This is a genomic window from Streptococcus timonensis (assembly GCF_047463455.1).
Taxonomy (GTDB): domain Bacteria; phylum Bacillota; class Bacilli; order Lactobacillales; family Streptococcaceae; genus Streptococcus; species Streptococcus timonensis_B.
In genome coordinates, this window is the sequence record NZ_JASHDV010000002.1 from 190,058 (window position 1) to 205,675 (window position 15,618).

General features: G+C 39.8%; 15 protein-coding genes. 2 read left to right on the forward strand and 13 right to left on the reverse strand.

Annotated features, from left to right (window positions below; translation table 11 throughout):
* Nucleotides 1-7: 7 nt before the first annotated feature.
* From clpX to rlmD, 8 genes are all read right to left on the reverse strand, one after another.
* Complete coding sequence (gene clpX, locus QM847_RS04120; RefSeq protein ID WP_414354030.1) at nt 8-1,240, reverse strand: ATP-dependent Clp protease ATP-binding subunit ClpX; 1,233 nt, start codon at nt 1,238-1,240, stop codon at nt 8-10.
* Nucleotides 1,241-1,271: 31 nt separating this feature from the next.
* A complete protein-coding gene (locus tag QM847_RS04125; RefSeq protein ID WP_142558032.1) occupies nt 1,272-1,442 on the reverse strand; it encodes a hypothetical protein in 171 nt (56 codons plus the stop codon).
* Nucleotides 1,442-1,948: a dihydrofolate reductase gene (locus tag QM847_RS04130; RefSeq protein ID WP_414354032.1), complete on the reverse strand. Its 507-nt coding sequence runs from the start codon at nt 1,946-1,948 to the stop codon at nt 1,442-1,444. The genes QM847_RS04125 and QM847_RS04130 overlap by 1 nt, the downstream gene beginning before the upstream one ends.
* A 129-nt stretch (nt 1,949-2,077) precedes the next feature.
* Entirely contained in the window at nt 2,078-2,596 is a 519-nt protein-coding gene (locus QM847_RS04135) for a Dps family protein (protein WP_414354033.1), read from the reverse strand.
* Nucleotides 2,597-2,745: 149 nt separating this feature from the next.
* Nucleotides 2,746-4,527, reverse strand: coding sequence for an ABC transporter ATP-binding protein (locus QM847_RS04140; RefSeq protein ID WP_414354035.1), 1,782 nt, complete (start codon nt 4,525-4,527; stop codon nt 2,746-2,748).
* 10 nt (nt 4,528-4,537) lie between these two features.
* Entirely contained in the window at nt 4,538-6,274 is a 1,737-nt protein-coding gene (locus QM847_RS04145) for an ABC transporter ATP-binding protein (RefSeq protein WP_414354036.1), read from the reverse strand.
* 124 nt (nt 6,275-6,398) lie between these two features.
* On the reverse strand, nt 6,399-7,157 hold the full coding sequence (gene tpiA, locus QM847_RS04150; protein WP_414354038.1) for a triose-phosphate isomerase: 759 nt from the start codon (nt 7,155-7,157) through the stop codon (nt 6,399-6,401).
* Nucleotides 7,158-7,275: 118 nt separating this feature from the next.
* Nucleotides 7,276-8,643, reverse strand: coding sequence for a 23S rRNA (uracil(1939)-C(5))-methyltransferase RlmD (gene rlmD / locus QM847_RS04155; RefSeq protein WP_414354039.1), 1,368 nt, complete (start codon nt 8,641-8,643; stop codon nt 7,276-7,278).
* Between the two features lie 37 nt (nt 8,644-8,680).
* On the opposite strand from rlmD, the gene recX reads away from it, so the two are divergent.
* Nucleotides 8,681-9,457, forward strand: coding sequence for a recombination regulator RecX (gene recX, locus QM847_RS04160; RefSeq protein ID WP_414354040.1), 777 nt, complete (start codon nt 8,681-8,683; stop codon nt 9,455-9,457).
* 87 nt (nt 9,458-9,544) lie between these two features.
* Nucleotides 9,545-10,078: a DUF402 domain-containing protein gene (locus QM847_RS04165; RefSeq protein WP_049504712.1), complete on the forward strand. Its 534-nt coding sequence runs from the start codon at nt 9,545-9,547 to the stop codon at nt 10,076-10,078.
* A 73-nt stretch (nt 10,079-10,151) separates the two neighbouring features.
* On the opposite strand, the gene QM847_RS04170 is transcribed toward QM847_RS04165, so the two are convergent.
* From QM847_RS04170 to QM847_RS04190, 5 genes are all read right to left on the reverse strand, one after another.
* Nucleotides 10,152-10,919, reverse strand: a complete 768-nt coding sequence (locus QM847_RS04170) for an epoxyqueuosine reductase QueH (protein WP_006150335.1) — start codon at nt 10,917-10,919, stop codon at nt 10,152-10,154.
* Between the two features lie 67 nt (nt 10,920-10,986).
* A complete protein-coding gene (locus QM847_RS04175) occupies nt 10,987-12,186 on the reverse strand; it encodes an MFS transporter (RefSeq protein WP_414354042.1) in 1,200 nt (399 codons plus the stop codon).
* A gap of 120 nt (nt 12,187-12,306) precedes the next feature.
* Entirely contained in the window at nt 12,307-13,650 is a 1,344-nt protein-coding gene (asnS, locus tag QM847_RS04180; protein WP_414354044.1) for an asparagine--tRNA ligase, read from the reverse strand.
* Nucleotides 13,651-13,799: 149 nt separating this feature from the next.
* Nucleotides 13,800-14,978: a pyridoxal phosphate-dependent aminotransferase gene (locus QM847_RS04185; protein ID WP_414354045.1), complete on the reverse strand. Its 1,179-nt coding sequence runs from the start codon at nt 14,976-14,978 to the stop codon at nt 13,800-13,802.
* Complete coding sequence (locus QM847_RS04190; RefSeq protein ID WP_414354047.1) at nt 14,975-15,463, reverse strand: DUF5590 domain-containing protein; 489 nt, start codon at nt 15,461-15,463, stop codon at nt 14,975-14,977. The genes QM847_RS04185 and QM847_RS04190 overlap by 4 nt, the downstream gene beginning before the upstream one ends.
* Between the last annotated feature and the right edge of the window lie 155 nt (nt 15,464-15,618).

Below are 15,618 nucleotides of genomic sequence, written 5' to 3' on the forward strand. Positions count from 1 at the left end.
GTCACCTCTAGGCTGTCTCTAGGATTGGTTTAGCTGTTCCGTCAACTGCTTCTTTTGTGATACGAACAGTTTTCACATTTTCTTGACTTGGAACCTCAAACATAACATCTAGCATGGTTTCTTCGATGATTGAGCGAAGACCACGGGCACCAGTTTTGCGTTCAATAGCTTTGTTAGCAATTTCCTGAAGGGCCTCATCGTCAAATTCAAGCTCAACATCGTCATATGAAAGCAAGGTCTGATATTGTTTAACCAAGGCATTTCTTGGTTCCTTCAATATGCGAACCAAATCATCTACAGTCAACTGCTCAAGTGCAGCAAAGACAGGCAAACGTCCAATCAACTCAGGAATAATTCCAAACTTTTGAATATCCTCGGCGATGATTTCTTGCATGTAAGAGCTGTTCTCATCAATAGCTTTATTGTTTTGGCCAAAACCAATGACTTTTTCACCCAAACGCTGTTTGACAATTTCCTCGATCCCATCAAAGGCACCACCTACAATGAAGAGAATATTTTTGGTATCTACTTGGATCATCTCTTGTTGCGGATGCTTACGTCCACCTTGTGGAGGCACACTTGCTACTGTACCTTCGATAATCTTAAGAAGGGCTTGTTGAACACCTTCGCCAGAAACATCACGTGTGATGGAAACATTCTCACCTTTCTTGGCAATCTTATCAATTTCATCAACATAGATAATTCCACGCTCAGCTCTCTCGATATTAAAATCTGCAGCTTGCAAGAGTTTGAGAAGAATGTTTTCCACGTCTTCACCTACATAGCCAGCCTCAGTTAGAGCCGTAGCATCAGCGATAGCAAAAGGTACATTCAAACTTCTAGCAAGTGTCTGAGCAAGGAAGGTCTTCCCAGATCCAGTTGGGCCAATCATCAAAATATTAGACTTTTGTAGATCCACATCTTCTGATTCTTCACGATTGTCGTGGAAGTTGATTCGTTTATAGTGGTTATAAACCGCAACAGCCAAGGCACGTTTAGCACGATCTTGACCGATGACATAATTATTTAAAATGTTGAGAAGTTCAATTGGTTTTGGAACTTCTGAAAGATCTGTTAAAACTTCTTCTGCCAACTCTTCACGGATAATCTCCTGAGCTAGCTCCACACATTCATTACAGATAAAAGCATTGTTACCTGCTATAATCTTTTGCACTTCATCTTGGCTCTTGCCACAAAATGAGCAATATACCATCATATCATTTTTTCTATTTGTCGGCATGATTTCCTTCCGTCCTAATCATTGATTCTCTCTAAAATAAGGTCATATAAAAAGCATGAATACTATTTACCAAGTTGGTAAAAGCATTTAGCCATAGCAGAACAGCAAGCCCAAATCTCTTTTTACGAAAAGCTTGTCCCCCAGCTATAAGGCAGACAGCACACAAAAGAGCTGTAAAAAAACCAAAAACACTGCGTTCCATTAGACTCCCTTTCTTTCTCTATATTCTATGGTGAAATCATAATTATTTTTCTCATCTTTAACAAAGCCCTTGCTAGCAACCGTTTCAAATGCAGTCAAGTCAAAATCCTCTGGGAAATATGTATCTCCCTCTACTTGAGCATGAATTTGTGTCACGATAATCTCATCTAAATAGGCTTCAAAGAGCTGAAAAATCTGCTTCCCTCCGAGAATGTACAGATTTTTCTCTTGATTTTGGTACCAGCTTAATACAGACTTAACATCCTGGAAAACCAAAGCACCATCAATCGTTTCCTCTGGATTACGTGTTAAAATCAGAGTTTCACGGCCTGGTAATAAACGTCGTCCCATTCCATCAAAAGTTACACGCCCCATTAAAATAGCGTGATTCAATGTTGTCTCTTTGAAATGCTTTAACTCGGCGGGCAAATGCCATGGTAGACGATCTTCTTTTCCGATTACGCCCTTTTGGTCTTGGGCCCAAATCGCTACGATTTTCTTTGTCATGCTTTCATCCTTTTCATTGATAGTTCTATTTTATCAAAAATCTCTAAAAAAGACTGTTTTGGAATGCCTTCAGAGAGAGAAAAAATCCGTAGTAAATGATCTACGGATTTTTTATTTACCTAATGCTTTTTACAAACCAGGTGCTTGTCCTAATTCTGCCGCAAGCATCCAGACTGTTTTTTCAAGGTCAGCCTTAGCACCAACGAAGATATCATTAGTAACATCATTACCTTCCTCATCAGTTACATCCAATGCTTTTTGGAAGAGTGTGATGAGGTAACGATAAATAGATAGAACACGCTCTAAACTTTCTTCTACGTTACGGAATTCTCCAACTTCTTCTTCGATTTCACTGTGTTGAAGGAATTCTGTCAAAGTAGAGTAAGGTTTGCCACCAAGAGTGATCAAGCGTTCGCTGATTTCATCAAGGTAACCATCAAGGCTATCCATGTATTCATCCATCTTAGGATGCCATACCATAAAACCACGTCCACGCATGTACCAGTGTACTTGATGAAGAGCGATATGCGCTACGTACAAGTCTGCCACGGCTTGATTCAAGACTTCCTTCGTTTTTACTAGCGTTTCAGGAGCTGTCTTAGATAATGTTGTTACATCTTTTAATGCATCTTTTTTCAATTCAACCATTTTTCTCACCTCGTAAAATTATTTTTGTAACCATATTTATTGATTACTACCTTAGTATACTACTCCAAGTAGACAAAAGCAAGGAAATTAACTCATATTAAAAAAGTTGTAATTTACTGATAATTTAAGAAAATGAGTGGCTATTTATCCTAGCTATTTTCTCTGTTTTTACTAGAAAATTGACTTTGATAAAGATCGTAATAGAAACCTTTCGCAGCCAAAAGACTTTCATGATTTCCCTGTTCAATTATCTGTCCATCTTTAAGTACCAAAATCTTATCAGCTTCCTGAATTGTCGAAAGACGGTGAGCAATGACAAAGCTTGTTCTTCCCTTCATCAAACGCTTCATAGCTTTTTGAATCAAGAGTTCTAAACGGGTGTCAACTGATGATGTCGCTTCATCAAGGATTAGAATTTTTGGATCTGCCAAGAGGGCACGCGCAATGGTTAAAAGCTGTTTCTGACCAAGAGAAATATTACTTGACTCTTGGTTCATCTCCATGTTATAGCCTCCAGGAAGAGTGCGGATAAAGTGGTCTACATTAGCAGCCTTAGCTGCTTCAACGATTTCCTCATCTGTTGCTTCAAGGTTCCCAAAGCGAAGATTTTCCTTGATGCTACCTTCATAGAGCCAAGCATCCTGTAAGACCATACCAAACTGGCGACGATAGTCCTGACGAGATAAGTCTCGAATATCTTGACCGTCCACTAAAATAGCTCCAGCAGTTACATCATAAAAACGCATGAGAAGGTTAATCAAGGTTGTTTTTCCTGCTCCAGTAGGACCAACAATGGCTACCATCTCTCCTGGTTCAACATCCAGATTGAAATTGCGAATCAACGGTTTGTTTTCTACATATTGGAAATCAACATTTTTGAAACTAACTTGACCTGTCAATGGTGCCAAGTCTTTTACTTCTGTATTTTGAACTTCTTCCTGTTCATCTAAAACTTCAAAGACACGGTCAAGCGAAGACTTGGCGCTCTGCATTTGCCCTGCTAACTGGGTGATGTTTTGGATAGGTTGGCTAACTTGCCAGACGTATTGGACAAAGGCCTGCATATTACCAATCGTCAAACGCCCCGCAATAACCTGTATACCTCCTAAAACTGCAACAATCAGATAAGTCAAATCTGATACGATATGTAGAGCAGGCATCATCAAACCTGAGATAAAGCTAGCCTTAAAGCCAACCTGTTGCAATTCATCGGTAATCTCTGCAAATTCCTGCTGAGAGTTTTCTTCACGACCATAGAGCTTCAAAATATTAAAACCTGTCAAGTTTTCTTGCACAAAACTATTCATGCGTCCCAAGATAGCCGCCTGTTGTTTAAAATAAGGCTGGGAACGATTCATGATGGTCTTAGCTCCAAAATAGGTCACTGGAATTGATAAAATAACGATCATCGCTAACTGAAGATTCAAGTATAATACCATTCCCATTACTAGAAGGATCGTAAATACAGCATTGACAATCTGTAAGAAGGATTGCTGAAGAGCATTGGATACAGTCTCTACATCACTGGTAAAACGTCCCAGCAAATCTCCAAACTGATGCTTATCAAAGTAAGATACAGGAATACGATTGATTTTTTTATTCATTTCTCTACGCAAATCCTGTATCATTGACTGCACAGCATTGGTCATAAAATAATTAGAATAATATGAACCTAATTCGTAGAGGACCCCTCGTAAGAGGTAGATGACCAAAATGATTGCAATATAGCTAGTATTAACTCCAGCGCCTGCAACTCCTTTAGCCATGTCAAGGAGATTAGAGGTTAATTCTGTAATGGCAAGCCCTAAGACAAAAGGCTCAATAACACTCATAACCGCACTCAGAATCTTAAGAAATACTGCGAGAAAGATAGAGAAACGGTAGGCTTTTAAATAGCTCCATAGACGAGCTAAACTAGATTGTTTTTTCATCCTTTACCTCCTATTCTTCTGTTAGGGACGCATTTTTTAGTTGCGACTCTGCAATTTCTCTATAGATGTCATTGGTTGCCATCAATTCCTCATGGCGACCACGTCCAACAATTTCTCCCTTATCGAGGACGATAATCTGGTCAGCGTCCATAATGGTTCCAACCCGCTGGGCAACAATTAAGACCGTTGCATTTTGAGTGACTTCCTTGAGACGACGACGTAAAATAGCATCCGTACGATAGTCCAAGGCTGAGAAAGAATCGTCAAAGATATAGATATCCGGCTCTTTGATAACTGCTCTGGCAATCGATAAACGTTGCTTTTGTCCACCAGACAGGTTACTTCCACCTTCAGCTAGATGGGTTCCAAAACCTTCTTCTCGACTTTCGATAAAGTCTTTGGCTTGGGCAACATCGGCTGCTTGATCCAATTCTTCACGACTAGCATCCTCTTTCCCGTAACGCAGATTTTCAGCAATCGTTCCAGTAAAGAGCAAAGCTTTTTGAGGAATAAAACCAATCTTTTGACGAAGGGACTTGAGTCTGTATTCCCGCACATCAACTCCATCAACCTTGATTTTCCCCAAGGTAACATCATAAAAACGTGGAATCAATTGAACCAATGAAGACTTCCCAGAACCAGTCGAACCAATAAAAGCAATGGTTTCTCCTGGTTTCGCACTAAAGGAAATATTATGTAGAACCGGGTTCTCTGTCTCTCCAGGATAGGCAAATGTCACATTTTCAAATTCTAGGTAACCATGTGTTTCTGTCTCTCTGATGCCATTTTCATTTGGATCAATGGAAATGGGCATATCCATAATTTCCTTCAAGCGCTCACTGGATACGGCAGTACGTGGATACATGGTAAAGAGGCTAGACAAGAATAAGAAGGACAAGAGGGCATGGAAACTATACTCAATAAAGGCTACCAAATCCCCAATCTGCAAACTTCCTTGTTGGAGAGGATCTAGAGCAAACCAAACAATTGCCACAATCATAGCGATAATGATTTGTACAAAAAGAGGTTCGGTCAAGCCTGTCAATTTAAACAAGCGGCTCGAATTGTCAGCATAGATTGCATTTTGCTCTGCGAAGCGTTCTTCTTGGAATTCTTCTCGCGCAAAGGCTCGAATCACTCGTAAGCCCATCAAATTCTCTCGGACATATTGATTAATCTTATCCAGTGTTTTCTGTTGTTTTTCTGATAGGGGTCGAGTTCTTACAGCTACATAGACAACAACGACTGCTAAGAAAGGTACTGAAAAAGCTACAATCCAAGCTAGTGATGGACTAGTCAAGAAAATCATGAGTACACTAGAGAGCATCATCATGGGAGTGATAACACCCAACTTAAGCGTCTGCTCTGCAAACTGCATGAGAACAAAGGCATCACTGGTAATCCGAGTAACTAGTGATGATACACCTATTTGTTCGTATTCGTGATGAGAATACTCCTGTAACTTGGCATAGACATCATTCCGCATATCCTTGACCATATTGGTGGTCAGTTTACTAGCAGCATAAGATAGTACAATTCGTCCAAATGTTCCCAAAACGATAATGACTAGCATAATCATGGCCCAAAAGTAAAGTTTTTCTTGATTCCCCTGATTAATCCCTTGGTCAATCATGCGAGCCAGAACTGTTGGTAAGCCTAGATTAACAAGTACAAAGAAAATAGCCCCAAGAAAGTCCAGGATAAGCCACTTGGGATAGCGTTTGAGATAAGACCAAATATAAAGCATAATTCTCCTTTCTTTTTCTTCTAAAATGCAGAAAAGAGCGTGCTTTCGCACGCCTTTTTACTAAAAAGAAGACAGGCAGTCTTAACCTCGAGAGAGGGAACTGTCTGTCTCAGATATTTGAGGCTTATTTTACAAAGTCAAGCAATGCCAAGAAGCTTTCTGGATCAAGTGATGCACCACCTACAAGAGCTCCGTCAACGTCTGGACAAGCCATGTATTCAGCAACGTTTTCAGGTTTAACTGAACCACCGTATTGAACACGTACTTTATCAGCAACTTCTTGACCGAAGTCAGCAGCTACTACGTCACGAACAACTTTACACATTTTTTGTGCGTCATCTTGTGAAGCAGATTTACCAGTACCGATAGCCCAGATTGGCTCATAAGCGATAACTGATGAAGCTACTTGCTCGGCTGTCAATCCTGCAAGAGCAGCAGATACTTGAGCACCTACGAATTCAGCAGCTTTACCAGCCTCGTAAGTTTCAAGTGACTCACCACAACAGATGATTGGAAGCATACCGTTTGCAAAGATTGCTTTTGCTTTTTTGTTGATATCTTCGTCAGTTTCATGGAAGTAGTCACGACGCTCTGAGTGACCGATAACAACGTAGTCAGTACCGATTTCTTTCAAAACTTGTGGGCTAGTTTCTCCAGTGAAAGCACCTGCATTTTCAAAGTAGCAGTTTTGAGCTACAACTTTAAGGTCAGTTCCTTTAGCTGCGGCTAATACAGTTGTCAAGTCAAGTGCAGGAACTGCAATACCAGCTTCAACAAGGTCTGATGAAGGAAGTTTTGATGCAACTGCTTCAACGAATGCTTTTGCTTCTTCTGGGTTTTTGTTCATTTTCCAGTTACCAGCAATAAATGGTTTACGTGACATTTCACTTACCTCGTTTTTTCATTTTATTTTCTATTTATTTTATCATAATTATAGGGAGCTTGCAAATCTTACTCTGTAACCAGAAAGCTGATTTTCAAAAATTTTCGAGCTCTTGTTTCTATATATTTGATGATTTGCGCTTGGTCAATTTGACCACTGCTTCCGTTCGTGCAGTGTGTGGAAACATATCAACGGACTGGATATAATTCAGGTCATAGACTTCTACCAGACGGACTAAATCACGCGCCAAGGTAGATACATTGCAGGAAACGTAGACCATCTTTTTAGGAGCGTATTTAACGATGGTATCCAAGAGCTTGTCATCTAAACCTGTACGCGGTGGATCAACAATCAAGGCGTCGGCACGATAGCCTTCCTTGTACCATCTAGGAATAATCTCTTCTGCTGTCCCTGCCTCATAGTGGGTATTGCTATACCCCATACGCTGGGCATTTGCTTTGGCATCCTCAATAGCTTCTGGAATAATATCCATTCCTCTTAAGCTTTTGACCTTCTTGGCAAAGGCAAAACCAATGGTTCCAACACCACAATAGGCATCAATCAGGTGGTCTTCCTCAGTTACATCCAAGGCCTTAACGGCTTCACTATAAAGAATTTCTGTCTGTTCAGGATTGAGCTGATAAAAAGCTCTTGGTGAAAGAGAAAATTCATAGTCTAGAACACCTTCGCGTATACTATCTTGACCCCAAATAATTTCTGTCTTGTCCCCATAGATTTCACTGGTTTTAGCAGTATTGGTATTGACAGCCACTGTCACGATTTCTGGAAAATCCTTAATGAGATCTTGCACAAAGAAAGTCAGATTTAATTGGCGATTGGTCACAATGATAATCTGAACTTGCCCAGTTTTCCGTGCTCGACGAACCATGATAGTCCGAACTCCCAGAATTTTCCGTTCATCTGTAATCGGAATTTGATGATAGGTCAAAAGCTCAGCAATGCGATTGGCGATAGACTGCGTCTCCTTGTCTTGAACCAGGCAGTCTTTTAATTCAACGAGATAATGGGAATTCTGAGCATATAAACCTGCCTTGACTTGACCCTTAAACTTTCGAGTTTGGAATTGTAGTTTAGCTCGATAATACTTAGGTTCCTGCATACCAATTGTTGGTCTAATCTCAAAGTTTTCATAACCTGCAGGTGCAAATTTTTTCAGAGCTTGATGAAGGAGATCTGTCTTGAACTCCAGCTGCTTGTCGTAGTGTAGGTGCATAATTTGACATCCACCACATTCATTATAAATGGTGCAGGCTGGAACCACTCGAAACTTAGATTTTTTATTGACCTCAAGGAGTTTAGCTTCAACGTAGTTACGCTTAACAGAAGTCACCTGACAATAGATATCTTCACCCTTGAGAGCACCTGGGACAAAAACGAGGGTTTTCTGATAAAAACCAATACCTTCCCCATTAATCCCCATGCGCTTAATTTTTAATGGAATTTTTTGTCTGACTTTTAAATTCATATCCCTATCTTATCATAAATTGCGCTATAATAGAAACATGAAAATCACAAAACTAGAAAAGAAAAAACGTCTCTATCTGCTCGAGCTTGATAGCGACAAAACCTGCTACATTACAGAAGATACCATTGTTCGCTTTATGTTGACCAAAGATAAGGACATTAGTCCTCAAGAGCTTGCAGAAATTCAATCCTTTGCACAATTCTCCTACGGAAAGAATCTAGCCCTCTACCACTTATCCTTCAAGGCTCGTACCGAAAAGGAAGTCCGAGATTATCTTGTTAAACATGAGATTGATGAGAAAATCATCCCCCAAGTCATACAAGCCCTCAAGGATGACAACTGGATCAATGACCGTCAGTATGCTTATGCTATCATCAATTCCAATCAGCTTTCTGGTGACAAGGGAAGCTACATGCTGATACAAAAGATTTCTCAAAAAGGAGTTGCTAAGGCCGTTATCCAAGACGTCTTACAAGAATTTGAAATGACGGAAGTCGCAGATCGAACAGCCGAAAAACTACTTAAAAAATACCAGGGTAAGTTACCTGCGCGTGCTCTACAAGATAAGATTATCCAAAGTCTAACCAATAAAGGATTCTCATACTCAGAGGCCAAAACAGCCTTTGACCAATTGGACAGCCAGGTTGAAGAAGAAACCGTTCAGGAACTTATTTTTAAAGAGTTAGACAAGCAGTATCGGAAATATTCACGAAAGTATGAAGGATACGAACTCAAACAACGCTTAACTCAAGTTTTAGCACGAAAAGGCTTTGATTTTTCGGACATAGCCAGCGCTCTCAGAGAATATCTTTAATTTTTTTCACGAAAAATGGGGATTTTAAACAAAAATGTGATACAATAGTAAGCGATAAACTTATAAATTGTAGAAAGTTGGTTAGTTATGAAACTTCCAAAAGAAGGCGACTTTATTACAATTCAAAGTTATAAGCATGATGGGAGTCTTCACCGCACTTGGCGAGACACCATGGTACTAAAAACAACAGAGAACGCTATTATCGGCGTCAATGACCATACACTCGTTACCGAGAGTGATGGCCGTCGTTGGGTGACTAGAGAACCGGCTATTGTTTACTTTCACAAGAAATATTGGTTTAATATTATCGCTATGATTCGTGATAATGGTATTTCCTACTACTGCAATATGGCAAGTCCATACTATCTAGACGAAGAAGCTTTAAAATACATCGACTATGATTTGGATGTTAAAGTTTTTACGGATGGTGAGAAACGCCTCTTGGACGTTGAGGAATATGAACGACATAAGCGAAAAATGAAGTATTCTTCTGACTTAGACTATATTTTGAAAGAGCATGTCAAGATTCTTGTTGATTGGATTAACAATGAACGAGGCCCCTTCTCAGAAGCCTATGTCAATATTTGGTACAAACGCTACGTAGAACTAAAGAATCGGTAAAGTTGTCAAACTAGGGTATCTGCCCTAGTTTTTTTATAATCAAAAAAACCTGCCTAATGTGGCAGGTTTTCGTCTAAATATCTAACTTCGTAACAGTGAACTTGATATGCGAATAGTCTTTTTCGATATCCTTATCTACCATAAAGGCTGTTGCGTCCTTCTTGACCTGTACCAAGTCAATGTTCTGTGCTTGAGCGGCATAGACACAGCCACAGTAACATTGGCGATAAATGTCGTACTCTTCACACATTTCTACAGAGCGTTTGTAACCTTGATTTTTCTTAAAGTCACTTGGAAGATAATGAGTGGTGTAGATTTTCTGTACATCAATCCCAATACTATTGATAGTTTGCGAATTTTTATGAGGACTGATAGTCAGGGCTGAACCAAAGTAGTCAAAGCCCAAGTCCATAGCTACTTGAGCTGTCTTGTCCAAACGATAGTCAAAACAAACCTTGCAGCGATCCCCGCCTTCCGGTTCTTCTTCCAAACCTCGGACCAGTTTACGGTATTCATTTGGTTCATAGGGAGCTTCTAGGTATTGGACATTGTTACCAGTTCGTTCATTAAAATCACTGACAAACTTTTTAGTCACATAGGCACGCTTATGATACTCAGCTTTAGGATGGATATTTGAATTAGCAAAATAAATGGTCACATCGGCATACTTAGTCAAGTACTCTAAAGTGTAGGTACTGCAGGGAGCACAACAGACGTGCATGAGAATAGTTGGTCTCTCTTCATTTTTTTCCCAAACTTGGACCATTTTTTGCATAACACGGTCATAGTTGATCTTTTGATTGGGATTCATCTTGCTTAGAATTTCTTCTACATCAATCATGCTCTTCTCCTTTTCTTCTTGTTATTGTACCACAGGATGCTACTTTGGGCAAATAGGGTTTCGTGCTTTATTCAGCTTTTAAGTCCTGATTTAATAGCTTGCCCATCCTTTTTAGACTGATTATTAATATAGGATAACTTAAAAGCAAGATAAGGCCTAGAACTAAAAAGACAGCAACAAGACCCCAACGATCAATCAACCAACCTGTCAATGGGAAAATGACAATCATCGATAAACTAAAGAGCATAGAATTGATACTAAGCATAGTTGCTCGTACACTGGACGGTAAATAGCCTTGTAAATCATTGAAATAGATAGGCTGATAAACTGCATAAAGTGTATTGGTTAAAAGATATACAAGAAGAAAAGCAAAGGGCGTTCCAGAAAACACCAATAGTAGGGACAAGCCCGTTAGTGCAACAAGAGTCGGAAAAACTCGATTGCTATTCCATTTTTTGCCAATTTGACTAGCTACATAAACTGCTATAAGATTTAAGCCACTACCAATCAGCATGACCAGCGATACCTGCCATCCTGCTAAGTCACTTATTTTTTGCTGATAGTAAAAGTAAAACATGCACATGAGTGTTCCAACTAGCTGATAAGTCATCATCCAATAAAAGAGTACTGGCTTTTCATGCCATTCTTTTCGAACTTGCAGGACAATCGTTTTAAAGGTTAATGCTTCATTTTTTTCTCTCTTAGCCATTGGTTCTTTCATCAAATAAATCAAGATTATAGAAAGAAAAGATAATCCAATAGCAATTAGATAGGTCCAAGCCAATGCTCCGTGAATAAAGAAGCCTGCCACAACTGTACCTAGGGTTCGGGTGACTTCTGCCACACCAGACAAAAAGCTAGAAATCTGAAGATAACGGTCTTTTTGACCCGCTTCAACCGCCGAATCATATAAGAAAGCGGTGCTGGTTCCCGAATCAAAATTATAGGACCAAGCACTGACCATCATGGCAAGAGCATAGATCCAAAAATTCCCCTGACCAAATAAAATCAAGATAGAGGATACAATACTGGCCAAGCGAGCCAAATAGAGATTGGTCTTGTAGCTAAATCGATCGGCCAACATACCAGACGGAATTTCACATAAGAGGCTTGTCCCGTGAAAGATACTTTCTAATAGACCGATTTGAAGTAAGGAAAGACCATTCTGAATGAAAAATAAAATCCAAAAACTGGTAATTCCAAAATAAGATGTAAATTCCAGTCCTGCTAGGAGTGAAATATTGCGTTTGTAAGTTCTTTTAAACATTGTTTTCTCTCTTTCAATATGTATTATGACTGTTTCTAAAAGACTTACTGAGATTTGCCTACATTTTCTCCACCTCTTTCATTTAAAGTAAAAACGCCATCTGGCGTTTTTTTATAGTTATTAAGGTTTAATACGGTGCAACATACGTGGGAATGGAATAGCTTCACGGATGTGTTTAGTTCCAGCTGCGAAGGTCACCATACGTTCGATACCGATACCAAATCCACCGTGTGGAACTGTACCGTATTTACGAAGGTCAAGGTAGAATTCATATTCTGTACGATCCATACCGAGTGATTCCATCTTAGCTACAAGGGCATCATAGTCTTCCTCACGCATTGAACCACCGATGATTTCTCCGTAACCTTCTGGTGCGAGCAAGTCTGCACAAAGAACACGATCTGGGTTATCAGGAACTGGTTTCATGTAGAAGGCCTTGATGTCTGCTGGGTAGTTCATGACAAAGGTTGGTACACCAAAGTGGTTTGAAATCCAAGTTTCGTGTGGTGAACCGAAATCATCTCCATGCTCAAGATGTTCGTAGTCAGCATCTTCGTCGTTCTCATGCTCTTGCAAGAGATCAATCGCTTCATCGTAAGTAATGCGTTTGAATGGCTCAGCAATGTAGCGTTTCAAGAGCTCTGTATCACGTTCCAAGGTTTCCAAGGCTTGAGGAGCACGATCTAGAACACCTTGAAGCAACGCTTTAACATAAGCTTCTTGCAAGTCAAGTGACTCGTCGTGTGTCAAGTATGAATATTCAGCATCCATCATCCAGAACTCAGTCAAGTGACGGCGAGTCTTAGATTTCTCTGCACGGAATACTGGACCAAAGTCAAAGACGCGACCTAGAGCCATAGCACCTGCTTCAAGATAAAGCTGACCAGATTGACTCAAGTAAGCTGGTGTTCCAAAGTAGTCTGTTTCGAAAAGTTCTGTAGAATCTTCTGCAGCATTTCCTGAAAGAATTGGGCTATCAAACTTCATGAAGCCATTCTTATCAAAGAACTCATAAGTAGCATAGATGATAGCGTTACGGATTTGCATCACTGCTACTTGTTTACGTGAACGCAACCACAAATGACGGTTGTCCATCAAGAAATCTGTACCGTGTTCTTTTGGAGTGATTGGGTAATCTTGAGATTCACCGATCACTTCGATGTCTGTAATATCTAATTCGTAACCAAATTTAGAACGCTCGTCTTCTTTAACAATCCCTGTCACGAAAACAGATGTTTCTTGGCTTAGGCGTTTGATGGTGTCAAATTTTTCAAGACCTACTTCTTCCCCAAATTTTTCGATAAAGTTTGGTTTAAAAGCAACTCCTTGGAAAAAGGCTGTTCCGTCACGCAATTGCAAGAAGGCAATTTTCCCTTTTCCTGACTTGTTAGCAACCCAAGCACCGATAGTCACTTCTTGACCAACGTAGTCTTTTACTTCGATAATTGTTACACGTTTTGTCATGTTTTATCTCCCTTTTTTCGTTTAACTTGTCCAAAGACATTATTACTCATTATTGTACCACAAATAATGCCTGATAGCTAGATTCTATCAGAGAAAAATCTCCGGTTTTATCCAAAAAAATCTCCGTCAAGACGACGAAGATCTTATTTTTATTTTTCCATAAATTGGTGCAAGCGACGAATAGCTTCTTTGAGTGTATCTAGGTCTGTCGCATAGCTGAGACGGACATTCTCTGGTGCTCCAAATCCTGCTCCTGTAATCAATGCCAGACCAACTTCCTCAAGAATAGCCGTTGTAAATGCCGTTACGTCTGTATAGCCTTTCATCTCCATAGCTTTTTTAACATTTGGGAAGAGGTAGAAAGCTCCTTGCGGTTTGACAACCTCAAAGCCAGGGACTTGGCACAAGAGAGGATAAATGGTATTGAGACGTACCTCGAAAGCCTGACGCATGGTTTCTACAGAGTCTTGCGGTCCAGTTAGCGCTTCAATCGTTGCATATTGAGATACAGCTGTTAGGTTAGAAGTTGTTTGACCAGTCAATTTGCTCATAGCAGCAATAATTTCTGGATCACCTACTGCATAACCAACACGCCAACCAGTCATAGCGTATGCCTTAGACACTCCATTGATGACAATGGTTTGTTTGCGAATAGCTTCTGATAGACTAGAGATTGGGACGAACTCATTCCCATTATAGACCAAACGACCATAAATATCATCGGCCAGGATGAGAATATCATGTTCAATAGCCCAATTTCCAATGGCCAAGAGTTCCTCACGAGAATAGATCATCCCAGTCGGATTAGATGGTGAGTTTAGTACCAAGACTTTAGTCTTATCTGTGCGAGCTGCTTCTAATTGCTCCACAGTTACTTTAAAGTGATTGTCTTCCTTGGCTTGGACAAAGACTGGAACACCACCAGCCATTTTAACCTGGTCCCCATAGCTGACCCAATATGGTGTTGGAATAATGACCTCATCGCCTGGATTGACCACAGCCATAAAGAAAGTATAAAGGGAGAACTTGGCACCTGTAGCAAAAGTGACTTCATTTGCTGCCACAGAATAGCCATAATAACGTTCAAAATAAGTATTAACTGCTGCCTTTAATTCAGGTAAACCTGAAGCTACTGTATAAAAAGAAGCACGTCCATCTCGAATGGCTGCAACAGCGGCATCTTGAATATTTTCAGGAGTATGAAAATCGGGCTGACCTAAAGTTAAGAAAAGAACATCTTTTCCTTCAGCTTTTAACTTCTTTGCTCGTGCATCACTAGCCAGAGTGACACTTTCTTCCATTTCTAAGACACGTTTGGATAATTTCATTGTTTCTCCTTTTCGACTAAGGCACCAGATTCAAAACCTACCAGATAATAGTCTCCTCCAGACTTGATTTCCCAGACAGGCTTATCAGCGTACCGTCCAAAAGTAATCTTGTCGATCTCAGTTGCTCCTTTTTCTCTGACAACTGCTTCTGCTTTTTCTTGAGAAGTACCATTTTCTAGTTGATAGATATAAATGTTATGACTATTCTTTTCAATTAAAACAGCAATTTGTTTTTGATGTTTATCTTGACCAAGAACGCTATAATAGCTTTCCAAGCCATTAAAAAAATCAACTTGAGTAACTGTTTCCATATCGGTATACTGCTTAGCCAATTTCTCTCCTTCGGTCTTTGCATACTGATATGGTTGCATACTAATCCAAATCAGATAAAGAAAGGAGAATGTCACGGCTAGAGCCAGTGTGGTCAGTCCGATACTGTACTGAAAGAATAAGGTGTTTTTTTCTTTTTTCTGTCTCTTTTTCACTCGTCTATTTTACCATCTATCCTAGTGAATTACAAGTGAATTAAGGGGGAGATTCTTGAACTCAAACCTACTTTCAGGCATTCAAATATAAGCTCCAACTATTGAGCTATAGGCTTTTCTTTATCTACAATCTCATGATTGATACTTCAAATTTT

What these genes read in the sequence shown, in the direction of transcription:
- clpX (WP_414354030.1), bottom strand. Translation starts at nt 1,240, where the DNA reads ATGCCGACAAATAGAAAAAATGATATGATGGTATATTGCTCATTTTGT.
- QM847_RS04125 (WP_142558032.1), bottom strand. Translation starts at nt 1,442, where the DNA reads ATGGAACGCAGTGTTTTTGGTTTTTTTACAGCTCTTTTGTGTGCTGTC.
- QM847_RS04130 (WP_414354032.1), bottom strand. Translation starts at nt 1,948, where the DNA reads ATGACAAAGAAAATCGTAGCGATTTGGGCCCAAGACCAAAAGGGCGTA.
- QM847_RS04135 (WP_414354033.1), bottom strand. Translation starts at nt 2,596, where the DNA reads ATGGTTGAATTGAAAAAAGATGCATTAAAAGATGTAACAACATTATCT.
- QM847_RS04140 (WP_414354035.1), bottom strand. Translation starts at nt 4,527, where the DNA reads ATGAAAAAACAATCTAGTTTAGCTCGTCTATGGAGCTATTTAAAAGCC.
- QM847_RS04145 (WP_414354036.1), bottom strand. Translation starts at nt 6,274, where the DNA reads ATGCTTTATATTTGGTCTTATCTCAAACGCTATCCCAAGTGGCTTATC.
- tpiA (WP_414354038.1), bottom strand. Translation starts at nt 7,157, where the DNA reads ATGTCACGTAAACCATTTATTGCTGGTAACTGGAAAATGAACAAAAAC.
- rlmD (WP_414354039.1), bottom strand. Translation starts at nt 8,643, where the DNA reads ATGAATTTAAAAGTCAGACAAAAAATTCCATTAAAAATTAAGCGCATG.
- recX (WP_414354040.1), top strand. Translation starts at nt 8,681, where the DNA reads ATGAAAATCACAAAACTAGAAAAGAAAAAACGTCTCTATCTGCTCGAG.
- QM847_RS04165 (WP_049504712.1), top strand. Translation starts at nt 9,545, where the DNA reads ATGAAACTTCCAAAAGAAGGCGACTTTATTACAATTCAAAGTTATAAG.
- QM847_RS04170 (WP_006150335.1), bottom strand. Translation starts at nt 10,919, where the DNA reads ATGATTGATGTAGAAGAAATTCTAAGCAAGATGAATCCCAATCAAAAG.
- QM847_RS04175 (WP_414354042.1), bottom strand. Translation starts at nt 12,186, where the DNA reads ATGTTTAAAAGAACTTACAAACGCAATATTTCACTCCTAGCAGGACTG.
- asnS (WP_414354044.1), bottom strand. Translation starts at nt 13,650, where the DNA reads ATGACAAAACGTGTAACAATTATCGAAGTAAAAGACTACGTTGGTCAA.
- QM847_RS04185 (WP_414354045.1), bottom strand. Translation starts at nt 14,978, where the DNA reads ATGAAATTATCCAAACGTGTCTTAGAAATGGAAGAAAGTGTCACTCTG.